Genomic DNA, 16,758 nt, shown 5'->3' with positions numbered 1-16,758 from the left:
CTATCGTTTTATTTATGAATAAATGGATTGGTATTTTAGCAAGATGTGCTAATAAACTACTCCACCATGATAATAACGTGCCGAAATGTGGTGCGTATATTTTCGTGGTGGAGTTTTTTTATTCTCAAAAAGGGGGAAAGACCATGAATAACAACATGGTTCATATTACAATTGACGGAAAAAAGTATACAGCGGAGCCTGGTTCAACGATATTGGGTGTTATTAATGAGAACGGGATTGAACATCCGCAAATTTGTTACGTGCCAGAAGTAGATCCTATTCAAACATGTGACACTTGTATTGTAGAGGTTGACGGAAAGTTAGTGCGCTCTTGTTCGGCAGTAGTGAAAGAAGGTATGAACATTGAACGTAATTCTGCTCATGCCAAAGAAGCACAAACAGAGGCAATGGATCGGTTACTAGAAAATCATTTATTATACTGTACAGTATGTGACAACAACAATGGGAACTGTAAACTGCATAATACAGCAGAATTAATGGAGATTGAACATCAAAAATATCCGTATGAACCAAAAGTAGATGCAAGTGGAGTTGATATGACGCATCCGTTTTATCGCTACGATCCTAATCAATGTATTGCATGTGGTCAATGTGTTGAGGTATGTCAAAACTTACAAGTAAATGAAACGTTATCAATAGACTGGGAAGCGGAACGCCCACGAGTTATTTGGGATGAAGGAGTAAATATTAATGATTCTTCATGCGTGAGCTGTGGTCAATGTGTAACCATTTGCCCTTGTAATGCTTTAATGGAGAAAACGATGCTCGGTGAAGCTGGATTTATGACGGGATTAAAACCAGATATTCTTGAACCGATGGTAGATTTAATTAAAGAAGTTGAGCCTGGATATAGTGGCATTTTTGCGGTATCAGAAGTGGAAGCGGCCATGCGTGATACTCGTACGAAGAAAACGAAAACAGTTTGTACATTTTGTGGTGTAGGTTGTTCATTTGAAGTGTGGACGAAAGGGCGTAAAATTCTTAAAGTACAGCCTTCTTCTGATGCGCCAGTTAACGCAATTTCTACTTGTGTAAAAGGAAAATTCGGTTGGGATTTCGTAAATTCTAAAGAAAGAATTACAAAACCTTTAATTCGTAAAAATGGAACGTTTGTTGAATCTACATGGGAAGAAGCACTAAATGTAGTTGCAAGTAAATTGGGATCTATTAAAGCAGAATACGGTAAAGATGCTATCGGTTTTATTTCTTCATCTAAAATTACGAATGAAGACAATTATGTAATTCAGAAATTAGCTCGACAAGTATTTGAAACGAATAATATTGATAACTGCTCACGTTATTGTCAATCGCCAGCGACAGACGGATTATTCCGTACAATTGGTATGGGCGGAGATGCTGGAACGATTAAAGATATTGCAAAATCCGGTCTTGTTATCATTGTAGGTTGTAATCCGACAGAAGGTCATCCTGTTTTAGCTACACGTATTAAACGTGCGCATAAATTACACGGACAAAAATTAATTGTGGCTGATCTTCGTAAAACAGAAATGGCAGAGCGTTCAGACGTCTTTATTAGTCCAAAACAAGGAACAGATCAAGTATGGTTAATGGCTGTTACGAAATATATGATTGACCAAGGCTGGCACGATCAACGATTTATTGATGAGAATGTAAACTTCTTTGAAGATTTCAAAGAGAGTCTGAAAGAATATACACTTGAATATGCAGAAGAAATGACTGGTATTTCAAAAGAAACACTTATTCAAATGGCTGAAATGATTCGTGATGCAGATGGTACATGTATCCTTTGGGGTATGGGAGTAACGCAAAATACAGGTGGATCTGATACTTCCGCTGCGATTTCAAACTTACTTCTTGCAACAGGTAATTATCGTCGTCCAGGTGCTGGTGCATATCCACTTCGAGGTCATAATAACGTACAAGGTGCTTGTGATATGGGTACTTTACCCGGATGGCTTCCTGGATATCAGCACGTTACTAACGATATGGAGCGTGCGAAATTTGAAATGGCTTACGGAGTGAAAATTAATAGTGAACCAGGTCTTAATAATATTGAAATGCTACACGCAATTGAGGAAGGAAAAATGAAAGCTATGTATCTTGTTGGAGAGGATATGGCTCTTGTAGACTCTAATGCGAACCATGTACATGAAGTGTTATCAAGCCTTGATTTCTTCGTTGTGCAAGACGTTTTCTTATCTAAAACTGCTCAATATGCAGATGTTGTATTACCGGCAGCACCGTCTCTTGAGAAAGAAGGTACTTTCACAAATACAGAGCGTCGTGTACAAAGATTGTATCAAGTTCTTCCTACGCTTGGAGATGCGAAGCCAGATTGGTGGATTGTGCAGGAGATTGCGAATAAATTAGGTGCAAACTGGAATTATAGCCATCCAAGTGAAATTTTTGCTGAAATGGCAAGCTTATCACCATTATTCTCACAAGCAAATTATGAAGTACTTGAAGGCTGGAATAGTTTCCATTGGGGAAGTTTTGATGGAACGAATACACCATTACTTTTCCAAGATGGATTTAACTTCCCAGATAAAAAAGCTCGTTTTGCGATTGCTGACTGGGTACGTCCAGCTGAATTCCCAGCGGAGTTTGATCTTCACATTAATAACGGTCGTATGCTTGAACATTTCCATGAAGGGAATATGACAAATAAATCAACAGGTATTCAAACGAAAGTACCTGGTGTGTTTGTTGAAGTTTCTCCAGCACTTGCAAAAGAACGTGGAGTGAAAACAGGGTCATTAGTTCGTCTTGTTTCTCCTTTTGGAGCATTAAAATTACGTGTACTTGTAACAGACCGTGTAAAAGCGAATGAGTTATATTTACCGATGAACTCTACAGATAATGAAACAGCAATTAATTTCTTAACAGGTCCTGCTGTGGACGTACGTACGAACACACCTGCTTATAAACAAACGAAAGTGCGTATGGAAGTGCTAGAAGTTGATGGCACAAATCCGATGCCAAAAGCGAACCCGCGTAACAAAAAACGTCATCCTCAAGCTGGTATTGAGGTAAATCGTAAGTGGGCACGTCCAGGGTATGTGCATTTAACGGATAAGTAGGAGGAGAAAAATATGGCTGCACCTATAAAAGTGATTCAAAAACAAGAATTAACTGAGGAAGAAATAAAACAGCAAAAATTAGATGATTTAAAAGAGCTTCTAGCTAATAATGAAGAAGCTTTAAATCAAATGTTTAATATTGTTGGTGAGTTAAATGACATCGGAATGCTAGAAGCTGCAAATTCTATGTTAAAGGCGAAAGAACCGATCGCCAAAATTGTTCTTGGCCAAGTGACTCGTGAGCCTGTTACAAATTTAATTAATAATATGATGGGTGCTGCGGGTGCTTTAACAGAACTAGATCCGGAACTTACGAAAAAGCTTATAGGTAGCTTATTAGTAGGGTTAGAAGAAGGTAATGAACATCTAGAGAGTAATAAAAAAGTAGGGGTATTTGACCTTATGAAAGTATTGAAAGACCCAGACATTAACCGTGCTATCGGGTTTGGACTTCATTTCTTAAAAGGTATGGGGAAAGGGTTAAAAGACGAATAAACTTCATGAAGTGAACCTTTCCGCCCAAATGTTTGTACGAAATAGTTTGGGCGGAAGGATCATTTTGGTAAAATATATAATAAAGTAAAATGAGGATTTTTGGGAGGTATAATTGTATGTCAAAAAAAGTACATGAATTTAATGATATGATACGAAAACTTCGAAAGGAACTTTTCGGAAAAGGGCCAGAACGAATTCATACTGTTTTTGCTGAAAATATGGCGATTGCGACCCTTTATGGAAACTTAACACCTACTGAAAAATTCATTTCAAGTACGATGGACGGTGCGGAAATGGTTCATATGGCTAGAACGAAAATGATTCAAGAAGTGTATGCTGCGAATTCCCGAGAACATTTGGAAGAACTTGTAGGTGCAAAATTAGTGAATTTGTTTTCAGATATGAAAGTAGAGGAAGATATTGCGGTTTCGGTATTTGTTTTTGATAAAAATATAACGTGAGAGAAGGGTACTGATCGTGAAACCGATACAGGTAGAAAGAGAAATCTTTCGTTATGAACAAGGGTCGTTTAAGCATATAGAGGACAGCATTGTAACAGAGTTTCCAGTCACGATTAAAATGAACGGACAGGAGTTTGTTACAATGGTTAGTACTCCAGAATATATAGAAGACATGGTAATCGGCTTCTTAGCATCTGAAGGAATCATTCGGAAGTATGAAGATATTGATGACGTATGGGTACAAGAGAAAGAAGGCTTTGTACATGTCACAACGAAAAAAGTGAATCCGTATTACGAACAAATGCAAAATAAACGTTATATTACTTCATGCTGTGGTATGAGTAGACAAGGGTTTGTTTTTGCAAATGATGCACTAAGCGCGAAAAAAATGAATGGTATGCATGTACAGGTTGCTGCAGAAGACTGCTTTCGATTAATGAAAGAAATGCAGCAATCTGCGGAGACGTTTCAACATACAGGTGGTGTTCATAATGCATCTTTGTGCGATGTGAATGGGATTATTTTAAGCCGAATGGATATCGGTAGGCATAATGCATTAGATAAAATTTACGGTTATTGTTTAAAAAATAATATTTCTATAAGGAATAAAATCATTGTATTTAGTGGTCGTATTTCTTCGGAAATATTATTGAAAGTTGCAAAGATTGGTTGTGAAATTATATTGTCAAAATCAGCTCCAACTGAGTTGGCTTTGCAGCTAGCAGAAGAATTAGGTATTACTACGATAGGGTTTATTCGGAATCAATCCTTAAATGTATATACGCATCCAGAGCGTGTTGTAAATATAAAATAAGTAAAAGTGAGGCAATAAATATGAAATCTGTCACATTAGACAAACTACAACGTCCTTTAAAGGATTTACGTATTTCTGTTACTGATCGCTGTAATTTCCGCTGTCGTTATTGTATGCCAGAAGAAATATTTGGTCCTGATTATTCGTTTTTGTCTAATGATAAAATTTTATCTTTTGATGAGATTGAAAGGATAACACGTATTTTTGTTTCTTTAGGTGTAAGAAAGTTACGAATTACAGGCGGAGAACCGTTACTTCGAAGAGGTCTTCCGCAGCTTATTGAGCGCCTTAATAAAATAGAAGGTGTGGAAGATATCGGTTTAACAACCAATGGATCACTACTGAAAAAGTTTGCTCCAGATTTATATAAGGCGGGTTTATCGCGTGTGACAGTTAGTTTAGATTCCTTAGAAGAAGAGCGATTTTTCTATTTGAATGGTAATAGAAGCAAAGTGCAAAGGGTTCTGGAAGGAATACAGGCTGCAGCTGAAGTTGGTATGAAAATTAAAATAAACATGGTCGTTCAAAAAGGGAAAAACGAACAAGACATCTTGCAGATGGCGCAATACTTTAAGGAAAATAAGCATATTCTTCGGTTTATTGAGTATATGGACGTTGGAAATTATAACGGTTGGGAGTTAAAAGAGGTTGTCTCTAAACAAGAAATAGTAGATGCCATTCATCAAGTTATGCCATTAGAACGGATAGAAGCGAATTATGCAGGTGAAGTTGCTACTCGCTATCGTTATATTGGAAGTGATGAAGAGATAGGTATTATTTCATCAGTAACAGATTCCTTCTGTTCATCATGTACGAGAGCACGTATTTCTGCAGAAGGAAAATTATATACTTGTTTGTTCGCTTCTAAAGGAAATGACTTGAGAGAACTACTTCGATCTGGATACACTGACGAGGAAATAACATATATCGTACGCGATATATGGAACAATCGAGAAGATCGTTATTCAGATGAACGCTTAAATAATACAAGTAAAAAAAGAATACCTAAAATTGAAATGTCACATATTGGTGGTTGATATATATAAGTGACGCTATGATGAAGTATATACAAAATGGAAAATTTGCAACGTTTGTAGATTTTCTATTTTATAGTAAAAGTGATGATTGATATCTCTGTAAAAGATGTGCAGAGAAATTAAGCAGCATTCAAAAACCTTTATTTTGAGGAGGTTTTTTGAAGCTGCTTTTTTATTTGGAGAAAATGGAGGAATTAGTAATGGCATTTCATAAACCGGAACAAATTGCTGAACTCGTAATTGAGGCCGGTGTTCAAAAAGTAAGTCAGACGTTGCCAGCAATGCTTATTCTCGGTTTTTTAGGAGGAGCGTTTATTTCGCTCGGTTTTTTACTTAACATTCGCGTTTTAGGTAATTTACCTGAGCGCTGGGGGAGTTTAGTCAATGTATTAGGAGGAGCAGTTTTTCCTGTTGGACTAATGCTCGTCGTATTAGCGGGAGGAGAATTAATTACTGGAAATATGATGTCACTTTCTATGGCGCTATATGCAAAGAAAATTACATTGGTAAGTGTATTAAATAATTGGGTTTGGATTACTTTCATGAATTTCGTGGGAGCTATTTTTGTTGCGTATTGTTTCGGTCATCTTGGCGGATTAACAGAGGGAGATTATTTAAATAAAACGGTAGCGATAGCAGAAGGAAAGTTACATGAAACGTTTGGGAGAACTTTAATTTTAGCGATTGGATGTAATTGGCTTGTTTGTCTTGCGCTTTGGCTTGCTTATGGGACGAGTGATTTTGTCGGGAAAATAATCGGAATTTGGATTCCAATTATGGCATTTGTAGTGATTGGATTTCAGCAAGTAGTAGCAAATATGTTTGTCATCTCGGCAGTTATTTTTGCAGGTCATCTGACGTGGATGGATCTTGCTAGAAATTTTGTTCCTGTCTTTATCGGAAATGTAATTGGAGGAGCTGGATTTGTTGGATTTGCTTACTTTGCTTGTTATCAAAAACAACATTCTAATATGAAATAGAGTTCTTGAGAGGAAGGGTATGTAATGGCTGAGCGGTATTCACGACAACAGTTGTTCAAACCGATTGGGAGTAAAGGGCAAGAAAAAATTCGAGATAAACATGTGTTAATTGTAGGAGCAGGCGCATTAGGAAGTGCAAGTGCCGAAAGTTTCGTACGTGCAGGTATTGGCAAGTTGACGATTATTGATCGTGACTACGTTGAATGGAGTAATTTACAAAGGCAACAATTGTACTCTGAACAAGATGCGAGAGAGAAAATACCGAAAGCAATCGCTGCTAAAAATCGGCTAGAACAAATTAATTCGGAAGTACAAATACATGCTTTCGTAATGGATGCAGTTGCAGAAAATATGGAGGACCTATTAAAAAATGTAGATGTAATAATTGATGCAACAGATAATTTCGATATTCGATTTATAATAAATGACTTATCACAAAAACATAATATCCCGTGGGTATATGGTTCTTGCGTTGGATCGTACGGTATGAGTTATACGGTTATTCCGCAAGAGACACCGTGTTTACATTGTGTGCTGAAGAACGTTCCTGTTACAGGTGTGACATGTGATACCGCGGGAATTATTAGCCCGACTGTTCAAATCGTCGCAGCATATCAAGTGGCGGAAGCACTCAAAATTTTAGTCGGAGATTTCTCGGCAATTAGAAAAACATTTTTCATGTTTGATATATGGAGTAATCAAAACCATTTTATAAAACTAGGGAAAATCAAAACGGACGATTGCCCCTCGTGTGGTTTGAATCGAACTTATCCTTATTTATCATACGAAAACCAAACGAAGGTGGCTGCTTTATGCGGAAGAAATACAGTGCAAATTAGGCCAGTAGAAAATAGAAAGTACGATTTTGACGATATGGAAAAGGTATTAAACAAACTAGGGAAAGTAGAGCGGAATCCGTATTTACTATCTTGCCAACTAGATGATTACCGCGTCGTTATTTTTCGGGATGGTCGTGTTTTCATTCATGGTACAAATGATATTTCGAAAGCGAAACAATTATATTATCGCGTATTCGGTTAATAGAAAGGGTTGTCAATAATGGAAAGAAGAGTGCCAATTACGGTTGAAGAAGCTGTTCGTAAAGTAATGGGATTTGCTAATGAGGGATTAAAGGAGCTACTACCTATTGAATTAGCTTACGGACGTATATTAGCGGAGGATTTAATAGCTGACCATGACGTACCTTCATTCAATCGTTCACCGTATGACGGATTTGCTATTAGAGCAGAAGATACGAATGTAGCAAGTTATGAAACGCCAATTGTGTTTGAAGTAGTTGGTGAAATTGGTGCGGGATCAATATCCCACGAGAAAGTAGGTCCGTTTCAAGCAGTTCGAATTATGACGGGAGCACAAATTCCGAATGGGTGTGATGCGGTTGTTATGTTAGAGCTGGCTCGTCAATATGAGGAAGCTGGCAACAATTATATGGAAGTGAAGCGATCATTCAAAACGGGTGACAATATTTCTTTTCAAGGTGAAGATGCTCGTAAAGGAACGGTTCTTGCAAAAAAAGGATCATACATTCATCCAGGTATTTCGGCTCTTCTTGCTACGTTCGGATATAGTGAGGTACCAGTGGCAAGAAAGCCTGTAATTGGATTGTTAGCGACTGGTAGTGAATTACTGGATGTAAATGATTCATTACAGCCAGGGAAAATCCGAAATAGTAATACGTATATGATATTGTCTCAAATTCGAAGAGCGGGCGGAAGAGTAAAATATTTTGGAAAGTTTAGCGATGATTTTCATACATGTTTCACAGCTGTAAAAGAAGCGTTAAGCCAAGTGGATATGCTCATTACAACAGGCGGTGTATCAGTAGGGGATTATGATTATTTACCAGCTATTTACGAAAAGTTAGGTGCATCGGTTCTTTTCAATAAAGTTGCAATGCGGCCAGGAAGTGTTACGACTGTAGCGCAATTAAATGGCAAGTTATTATTTGGTTTATCAGGAAATCCATCTGCTTGTTACGTAGGATTTGAATTATTTGTAAGACCATGTATTCGGACGTATATGTTTAGTGAAAAAGCACATGTAAAAAGAGAAAAAGCGTTATTAGGAGAAGATTTTCTAAAACCAAATCCATTTACAAGATTTGTACGAGCAAAACTGACATATAACGAAGGGCAATTAATTGCTTATCCGTCAGGGTTTGATAAATCTAGCTCCGTTTCTTCTCTAGCAGAGACAAATATATTTATTGTACTTCCAGGTGGTACAAGAGGTTATAAAAAAGATATGTTCGTAGATGTTCTCTTGCTGGAAGATAACGAAGGTAGTGAATGGCCTTGGGCATTTTATAAAGTGAGAGGTGTTTCTAATGGGACAAGCGCTATTTGAGATTGTAGATATACCGATTGTAGTTGAAGAAGTAACGAATAAAGTCGTAAGAAGAGAAGCAGGTGCAATTACAACATTTATTGGTACGGTGAGAGAATTAACGAAAGGAAAACGAACGTTACATTTAGAGTATGAAGCATATAAACCGATGGCAGTAAAACAACTTACGAAAATTGGAGAAGAAATTAACGGGAAATGGCCGGACGCAAAAGTAGCAATTATGCACCGAGTAGGGCGGCTAGAAATCATGGATATTGCGGTCGTTATTGCAGTTTCATCACCGCATCGTAAAGTAGCGTATGAAGCGAATGAATACGTGATTGAACGTATAAAACAAATCGTCCCAATTTGGAAAAAGGAATTTTGGGAAGATGGGACGATGTGGATTGGAGATCAACTTGAAAATACGGCATATCCGGAAGGAAAACCGAAGAAGGAAGAATGAGAAGATGATTACAATTTTATTGTTCGCAAATTTACGTGAGGAAGTCGGATCGGATCGATTCGTAATTTTAGAAAAACAAGAGATGACAGTGCAACAATTAAAAGAATGGCTCAAAGCAAGCTATTGCTTACAATCACTTGATAGAGTGATGGTGGCTGTTAATGAAGAATTTGTAACGGATGAAGAGATGATAAAAGCCGGAGATATAGTCGCATTAATCCCGCCCGTTAGTGGGGGATAATAAGCTTTTTCGCCAAGAAGATGTTGTATATAAATTCGAATACGAGAAGGGATGAGTTCTATGATTACTCAAGAACAAATAATGAACGCATTAAAACATGTAGAGGATCCGGAGTTACACAAAAGTATTGTAGAATTAAATATGGTTAGAAATATACAAATGAATGGAACAGAGGTTAAACTTGAAGTAGTGCTAACGATTCAAGGTTGTCCATTAAAGGCAAAAATTCAACAAGATGTGGAAGAGTCTCTTCAGGCAATTGGTGCATCTAAAGTAGATTTGACATTTGGTTCTATGACACAAGAAGAACGAGCTGCGCTAACAGAGAAATTAAAGAAAAATAGTAGAACAGAAACTGGTATGCCGAGCATGCTTCACTGTGATTCAGGGGTACGATTTATTACTGTAACGAGCGGTAAAGGTGGAGTTGGAAAATCAACGGTGACAATTAACCTTGCAACTGCTTTAGCTCGTATGGGCAAAAAAGTGGGGATATTAGATGCGGATATATATGGTTTTAGTATTCCAGCTATGATGGAAACGAATCAAAAACCGACGATGATCGATCAAACGGCAATTCCAGTTGTTAGTCACGATGTTAAAATTATGTCGATGGGATTTTTTACAGAAGGAAATAACCCAGTTATGTGGCGCGGACCGATGTTAAATAAATGGATTCAAAATTTCCTTGCGAATACGCACTGGGGAGAATTAGATTATTTACTTCTTGATTTACCACCCGGCACAGGAGATGTAGCTATTGATGTTGCAGCAATGATCCCGCAGGCGCAAGAAATTATCGTTACAACACCACACAACGTAGCTTCATTCGTAGCATCTAGAGTAGGTGTTATGGCAAAACATACGAAACACGAGATTTTAGGTATTGTAGAAAATATGGCTTATTATGAAGAGCAAGATGGATCGAAAAATTATCTCTTCGGAAAAGGTGGCGGCGAAATGCTTGCAGAACAATTGCAAACAGAAGTGATTGCACAAATACCTTTTGCAAAACGAGAAGAAAATAACGGTTCATCTGTATATGATGAAGATTCTCTTGTAGGAGAAGTGTTTACATCGTTAGCGGAGGATATTATTTATAGAGGATAGAGGGGGAAGTTTAGTATGGCGTGTAATATCGATCATTCTATGGAAGATGTAATGAATAAGCTTGAAAGTCAAAAGAGTTTTTTGCCTAAAGAGATTTTTACAGGATTGAAGGGATTTTTGCAAGGTAATCATTCACAGGAAATTTTAAATGATATCTTTCATCTTTTAAAGAAGTATGACTTAGTTAGTGAAGAAGAAAGAGAGATGAGAAATACTCAATTATTGCTGAATATAAAATAAATACGCTTTGGCTTTTGTTTTTTTGCAGAAGGGGTGAATGTAATGGATATGAAAAAGATGATTGAAACGATAGAAGCAACTAAAGTGACTGACGAAGAATTATCGATTTCTACTTTACATCAAAAGCTTGTGAAGTTGTATAGTCAAAAAGATAGTGCGGAGTATAAGGAGCTATTAAAATATATTTTATCATTATCCGTGCAGCTGAACCTACATTTCGTATTGAAATATTTTGGTGTGCGCCCGGTTATTGCTGCAGATGAACGTATGCAATTTCAAGAGATATTTAAATGTTTAGCTAAGAAAGATGATAGTGGGGAATGGTTTCTAAATTTCGTTTCTTTATATGTAGGACTAATTGTAGTTCTGCATTTTGATGAAAAAGAGATTGAGAGAAACTTTTTCGATGATATGGTAGTGGATGAAGGGAATGCAATATAAGATTCTGCTCATAATATCTTTCTATTTAATTGCTTTAACTGCGAGTTTAGTTGGTTATTTAAATATAAAGGTAACTAATTAATAAAAAGTATTCTTTAGTTGTTTCCATCGTTTTTTCATGTTACCATTAAGCGAATTTTTCATAGGGAGAGAAAGCAATGAAATGGATTTATTTTATTATTATTAACGTTATAGCTTTTAGCCTTATGGGGCTTGATAAACGAAAAGCGAAGAAGAAACAGTGGAGAACGCCAGAAAGTACGTTGTTTTTATCAGCGGTAGCTGGAGGCGCAGTTGGTGCTTGGATTGGTATGTATATGTTTCACCATAAAACACATAAAAAGAAATTTGTTTTCGGTATACCGTTACTTGTCGTTATAACAGTATGTTTACTTTTTACTGTATGAGAAATGTCGAAAGAATTGCAGATTGATTATTGGTAAAGTGAGCATGCGGGACCGTATAATGGAGAAAAACGAGAAGAGGAGAAAAGGGAAGATGGGGAGTCAATCAGCACAGCAAAAAAAAGGGATTATATATGCGGCTGGTGCTTATACGATGTGGGGAATCCTACCAATCTATTGGAAATGGGTTGAGGAAGTTCCAGCAGATGAAATATTAGCACACCGCATCGTTTGGGCGTTCGTTTTTATGTTACTTGTGTTAGGTGTTACGAAGAGGTTTCGTCAGTTTATTGGGGAGTTCGTGAATCTTTTTAAACGACCTAAATTATTAATGTCATTAACAATAGCTTCAGTCTTGATTAGCGGAAACTGGTTTGTCTACATATGGGCGGTTAATCATAATCATGTCATTGAAGCAAGTCTTGGATATTATATTAATCCGCTTATTAGTATTTTACTTGGTACAGTCGTTTTAAAGGAAAAGTTAAACTTTTGGCAATATGTTGCAGTTGGTTTAGCTGGAATAGGGGTTATCATTTTAACAGTCCGTTTTGGATCTATTCCGTGGGTTTCTTTATCACTTGCCTTTTCATTTGGATTATACGGATTAACAAAAAAATTGTTAAACTATGATGCGACAATTGGTCTTACGATGGAAACGATGTTAGTGACGCCGTTTGCGATTATCTATCTCGTTATGACAGGAGCGCATGGATTCGGTTCATTTGGATCTATTTCCATGTTATCGACGTTACTATTAATAGGAGCAGGCATTGTTACAGCTTTACCACTTTTTTATTTTGCAAAAGGAGCACAACTTATTCCGCTCTATATGGTAGGATTTTTACAATATATTGCACCAACGATTAGTTTAATTTTAGGTGTATTCGTATTTGGTGAACATTTCACATCTACTCATATGATGGCATTTTTCTGTATATGGGTTGCATTATTTGTGTTTTCAATAGCGAAAACAAAGTTTTTAGTGCAGAAACAACCGAAATTTATAAAAAATAAATCAGCAAAAGTATCATAATGCGTAGTATTTTCTACGCATTTTTCTTTATACTGATACTATATAGATTTCCATTATAGTCAGTAGGGAGCTGAGAACGTGGAAACAATTTTACATAATGATCCGCTTATGGCCGCTGTAATTTCATGGTTTCTAGCACAATTAACGAAAGTAGTCTTTAAATTATTCAAAACGGGTGAATTTGATTTTGCAAAGTTTTTCGCTTCAGGTGGGATGCCGAGTTCTCATGCTTCAACTGTTACAGCACTTGCGACAGGTGTTGGCGTTGTGGAAGGTGTGGAAAGTACCTTATTTGCTATTGCTGCTATCTTTGCAATAATTGTGATGTATGATGCTTCAGGAGTAAGACTTGCAGTTAGTAAACAAGCGAAAATATTGAATGAGTTCTTTCACGGTAGACAAACAGAATATAAGAAGTTAAATGAACTTGTCGGGCATACACCGTATGAAGTAGTGGTCGGTGCTTTAGTAGGGATTATTGTCGGAGTAGGATATTGCTTATGAGCAGAACATTTTATATGTTCTGTTTTTCTTTGTTTTCATACATATTTAGCTACCTTTTTGAATATCGTTATACGGATTTCGAAAGGGTGGGTGAGTAACTTGTTATTATATGAAAAAGTGCATGAAGAAATAGCGAGAAGAACAACTGCGCTTCAAACGATGCAACGGCAAGATGGTACGTGGAAGTTTTGTTTTGAAGGAGCACCATTAACAGATTGCCATATGATTTTTTTATTAAAATTATTAGGTAGAGATAAAGAGATAGAACCGTTTGTAAAAAGATTAGCATCACTTCAAACGAATGAAGGAACATGGAAATTGTATGAAGATGAAGTGGGTGGCAATTTATCTGCTACAATTCAATCTTATGCTGCCTTACTAGCTTCAAAAAAATATACAAAAGAAGATGCGAATATGAGGCGAGCCGAAATGTTTATTAAGGAACGTGGAGGCGTGGCGCGTGCTCATTTTATGACGAAGTTTTTATTAGCAATTCATGGAGAATATGAATACCCTTCGCTTTTTCATTTGCCAACACCGATTATGTTTCTGCAAAATGATTCACCCCTCAGTATATTTGAATTGAGTAGCTCAGCACGTATCCATTTAATTCCGATGATGGTTTGTTTAAATAAAAGATTTCGAGTAGGAAAAAAGTTACTGCCAAATTTAAATCATATCGCAGGCGGGGGAGGGGAATGGTTTCGGGAGGAGCGGTCTCCGTTGTTTCAAACGTTATTAAGTGATGTAAAACAAATAATATCGTATCCACTTTCTTTACACCATAAAGGATATGAGGAAGTCGAACGTTTTATGAAAGAGCGTATTGATGAAAATGGAACGTTATATAGTTACGCAACTGCCTCATTTTATATGATTTATGCTTTACTCGCGTTAGGACATTCTCTTCAATCATCGATGATTCAAAAAGCTATAGCAGGGATAACATCTTATATATGGAAGATGGAAAGAGGGAGTCATTTGCAAAACTCTCCTTCAACTGTATGGGATACGGCTTTACTCTGCTATACGTTACAAGAGGCCCACGCTTCGAAAGATAATAAGATGATTCAACATGCAGCAGCGTATGTATTAAAAAAACAGCATACAAAAAAATCTGATTGGAGCGTACATGCTCCGGCGCTGACTCCAGGCGGTTGGGGTTTTTCGGATGTGAATACGACAATTCCGGATGTCGATGATACAACAGCTGTGCTAAGAGCGTTGGCAAGAAGTAGAGGGACCGAAAATGTAGATAATGCTTGGAAGAAAGGGGTTAATTGGGTTAAAGGATTACAAAATAATGATGGTGGCTGGGGAGCGTTTGAAAAAGGTGTGACGAGCAATTTATTAGCAAATTTACCAATCGAAAATGCAAGCGATATGATTACAGATCCCTCTACACCAGATATTACAGGAAGAGTGTTAGAGCTTTTCGGGACATACGCGCAAAATGAATTGCCTGAGAAACAAAAACAAAGTGCGATAAATTGGTTAATGAATGTGCAAGAGGAAAATGGATCATGGTATGGGAAATGGGGGATTTGTTATATATATGGTACGTGGGCTGTTATGACTGGTTTACGGTCACTCGGAATTCCATCTAGCAATCCATCAATGAAACGAGCAGCTTTATGGTTGGAACATATACAGCATGAAGATGGGGGGTGGGGGGAATCGTGCCACAGTAGTGTGGAAAAAAGGTTCGTTACTTTACCATTTAGTACACCATCCCAAACAGCATGGGCGTTAGATGCTCTCATTTCTTACCACGATAAAGAAACACCAACTATTCGAAAAGGTATTTCATATTTGCTTGCGAATCCTTATGTGAATGAAAAATATCCTACCGGAACAGGTTTGCCAGGTGGGTTTTATATTCGTTATCATAGCTATGCCTATATATATCCGCTACTTACTTTGGCACATTATATAAAAAAATATAGAAAATAAACCGAGAGATATCTCTCGGTTTATTTTGTTGGGTAGTAGGTCCCTGTTGAAAAGAATAAGGCTGTGCGTTCCTTATTTTTCTGTTGACTGGCGTTTTTGACGTGCATCAGCGGCATTTGCACGTGCGTTTGCTTCTAAGTCATTGTGGTCAGCGAGTTCACGAGAGAACTCAACATCAATGCCATCAGCAGCTTTGTTTTGCTTGAAATTTTTTTTGTTCATTCGACACAATCTCCTTGTGTTTTATGCGACGTTGCAAAGTTAGTTTGACACAAATAGACTTTTTTATACAAAGAGGATTTGGAAAGCATAGAGCCGAAATATACAGTATAGCTAATAGAAATGGGGGATAGGGATGGACTTGTTAAATGGAAAAACAGCAGTTGTAACAGGTGCTGCGCAGGGAATTGGAAAAGAGATTGCAAGGGTTTATGCAAAACTAGGGGCTAAAGTATTAATTAGCGATGTAAATGAAGAGAAGCTACAAAAAACGACACGTGAATTATCAGATGAAGGATATGAAGTGAAGCAGTATCGTTGTGATGTGAGTAATCAAAATGATGCGAAGTCCTTAATTGAATACGCTGTCCAAACATTTGGTACACTGCACATTTTAGTAAATAATGCAGGAATTACACGAGATGCAATGTTACATAAAATGGAGAAACCTGCATGGGAACAAGTACTGCAAGTAAATTTAACAGGTGTTTTTTATTGTATGCAGCCAGCGCTTCTTTACATGAGACAACAAGGGTATGGACGTATTATTAATATATCTTCAATTAGTAGGGAAGGAAACATAGGTCAAGCGAATTATGCTGCTACAAAGGCAGGAGTTGTAGGTTTAACGAAAACAGCGGCGAAAGAAGTTGGAAGCTTTGGTATTACTTGTAATGCTATTTGTCCAGGGTTTATGGATACAGATATGACAAAAACGATACCAGATAAAGTGAAAGAAAAGATGGTTGGCGCGATTCCGGTTGGTAGAATTGGAACGCCAGAAGATATTGCGAACGCAGCGGCCTTTTTAGCGTCAGAATACGCATCCTATATTACAGGAGAAGTATTGAATGTGAGCGGAGGACTACAAGTTTAAAGGAATACATAATGAAAAGAACCTGACCGGATAGGCCAGGTTCTTTTTTCG

Annotated in this window: 19 protein-coding genes; 18 read left to right on the top strand and 1 reads right to left on the bottom strand. The window is 37.2% G+C overall.

Annotated features, from left to right (window positions below; all coding sequences use genetic code 11):
• Positions 1 to 143 precede the first annotated feature (143 nt).
• From fdhF to J0835_RS17270, 17 genes are all read left to right on the top strand, one after another.
• The gene (fdhF, locus tag J0835_RS17350; RefSeq protein WP_087981473.1) at positions 144 to 3,083 is read left to right on the top strand and encodes a formate dehydrogenase subunit alpha; all 2,940 of its coding nucleotides are present in this window, start codon (positions 144 to 146) and stop codon (positions 3,081 to 3,083) included.
• Between the two features lie 12 nt (positions 3,084 to 3,095).
• Positions 3,096 to 3,578 carry a DUF1641 domain-containing protein gene (locus J0835_RS17345; protein WP_087981472.1) on the top strand — a complete coding sequence of 161 codons (483 nt, stop codon included), beginning with the start codon at positions 3,096 to 3,098 and terminating at the stop codon, positions 3,576 to 3,578.
• Between the two features lie 116 nt (positions 3,579 to 3,694).
• Complete coding sequence (locus J0835_RS17340) at positions 3,695 to 4,039, top strand: DUF2294 domain-containing protein (protein ID WP_000039582.1); 345 nt, start codon at positions 3,695 to 3,697, stop codon at positions 4,037 to 4,039.
• A gap of 16 nt (positions 4,040 to 4,055) precedes the next feature.
• Positions 4,056 to 4,853 (top strand): formate dehydrogenase accessory sulfurtransferase FdhD, encoded by a 798-nt coding sequence (fdhD, locus tag J0835_RS17335; RefSeq protein ID WP_087981471.1) that lies wholly within the window; start codon positions 4,056 to 4,058, stop codon positions 4,851 to 4,853.
• 20 nt (positions 4,854 to 4,873) lie between these two features.
• Positions 4,874 to 5,890, top strand: coding sequence for a GTP 3',8-cyclase MoaA (moaA, locus tag J0835_RS17330; protein ID WP_217894815.1), 1,017 nt, complete (start codon positions 4,874 to 4,876; stop codon positions 5,888 to 5,890).
• Positions 5,891 to 6,090: 200 nt separating this feature from the next.
• Positions 6,091 to 6,870 carry a formate/nitrite transporter family protein gene (locus J0835_RS17325; RefSeq protein ID WP_002107908.1) on the top strand — a complete coding sequence of 260 codons (780 nt, stop codon included), beginning with the start codon at positions 6,091 to 6,093 and terminating at the stop codon, positions 6,868 to 6,870.
• Positions 6,871 to 6,894: 24 nt separating this feature from the next.
• Positions 6,895 to 7,911, top strand: coding sequence for a molybdopterin-synthase adenylyltransferase MoeB (locus J0835_RS17320; RefSeq protein WP_087981469.1), 1,017 nt, complete (start codon positions 6,895 to 6,897; stop codon positions 7,909 to 7,911).
• A gap of 18 nt (positions 7,912 to 7,929) precedes the next feature.
• Positions 7,930 to 9,237 (top strand): molybdopterin molybdotransferase MoeA, encoded by a 1,308-nt coding sequence (gene moeA / locus J0835_RS17315; RefSeq protein ID WP_087981468.1) that lies wholly within the window; start codon positions 7,930 to 7,932, stop codon positions 9,235 to 9,237.
• Entirely contained in the window at positions 9,218 to 9,682 is a 465-nt protein-coding gene (gene moaE, locus J0835_RS17310) for a molybdopterin synthase catalytic subunit MoaE (RefSeq protein WP_087981467.1), read from the top strand. The genes moeA and moaE overlap by 20 nt, the downstream gene beginning before the upstream one ends.
• Before the next feature lie 4 nt (positions 9,683 to 9,686).
• Positions 9,687 to 9,923, top strand: a complete 237-nt coding sequence (moaD, locus tag J0835_RS17305) for a molybdopterin converting factor subunit 1 (RefSeq protein WP_087981466.1) — start codon at positions 9,687 to 9,689, stop codon at positions 9,921 to 9,923.
• Between the two features lie 60 nt (positions 9,924 to 9,983).
• Positions 9,984 to 11,033 (top strand): P-loop NTPase, encoded by a 1,050-nt coding sequence (locus tag J0835_RS17300; RefSeq protein WP_087981465.1) that lies wholly within the window; start codon positions 9,984 to 9,986, stop codon positions 11,031 to 11,033.
• Between the two features lie 15 nt (positions 11,034 to 11,048).
• Positions 11,049 to 11,273: a group-specific protein gene (locus J0835_RS17295; RefSeq protein ID WP_087981464.1), complete on the top strand. Its 225-nt coding sequence runs from the start codon at positions 11,049 to 11,051 to the stop codon at positions 11,271 to 11,273.
• A 42-nt stretch (positions 11,274 to 11,315) separates the two neighbouring features.
• Positions 11,316 to 11,714: a hypothetical protein gene (locus J0835_RS17290; RefSeq protein ID WP_087981463.1), complete on the top strand. Its 399-nt coding sequence runs from the start codon at positions 11,316 to 11,318 to the stop codon at positions 11,712 to 11,714.
• A 158-nt stretch (positions 11,715 to 11,872) separates the two neighbouring features.
• Positions 11,873 to 12,121 carry a DUF1294 domain-containing protein gene (locus J0835_RS17285; RefSeq protein ID WP_087981462.1) on the top strand — a complete coding sequence of 83 codons (249 nt, stop codon included), beginning with the start codon at positions 11,873 to 11,875 and terminating at the stop codon, positions 12,119 to 12,121.
• Positions 12,122 to 12,212: 91 nt separating this feature from the next.
• Entirely contained in the window at positions 12,213 to 13,154 is a 942-nt protein-coding gene (gene rarD / locus J0835_RS17280) for an EamA family transporter RarD (RefSeq protein WP_087981461.1), read from the top strand.
• 78 nt (positions 13,155 to 13,232) lie between these two features.
• Positions 13,233 to 13,658: a divergent PAP2 family protein gene (locus J0835_RS17275; RefSeq protein WP_000447816.1), complete on the top strand. Its 426-nt coding sequence runs from the start codon at positions 13,233 to 13,235 to the stop codon at positions 13,656 to 13,658.
• Between the two features lie 99 nt (positions 13,659 to 13,757).
• A complete protein-coding gene (locus tag J0835_RS17270) occupies positions 13,758 to 15,611 on the top strand; it encodes a terpene cyclase/mutase family protein (protein WP_087981460.1) in 1,854 nt (617 codons plus the stop codon).
• A gap of 72 nt (positions 15,612 to 15,683) precedes the next feature.
• On the opposite strand, the gene J0835_RS17265 is transcribed toward J0835_RS17270, so the two are convergent.
• Entirely contained in the window at positions 15,684 to 15,833 is a 150-nt protein-coding gene (locus J0835_RS17265; RefSeq protein ID WP_001035806.1) for a YfhD family protein, read from the bottom strand.
• 133 nt (positions 15,834 to 15,966) lie between these two features.
• Here J0835_RS17265 and fabG point away from each other — a divergent pair, with 133 nt between their 5' ends.
• Positions 15,967 to 16,707 carry a 3-oxoacyl-ACP reductase FabG gene (gene fabG, locus J0835_RS17260; RefSeq protein WP_087981459.1) on the top strand — a complete coding sequence of 247 codons (741 nt, stop codon included), beginning with the start codon at positions 15,967 to 15,969 and terminating at the stop codon, positions 16,705 to 16,707.
• Positions 16,708 to 16,758: the final 51 nt, after the last annotated feature.

The sequence above is a fragment of the Bacillus cereus group sp. Sample62 genome (assembly GCF_036851315.1).
GTDB classification, from domain to species: Bacteria; Bacillota; Bacilli; order Bacillales; family Bacillaceae_G; genus Bacillus_A; species Bacillus_A wiedmannii.
The sequence above is the reverse complement of the archived record's forward strand: the minus strand, read 5'-3'. Positions and strand labels throughout refer to the sequence as shown.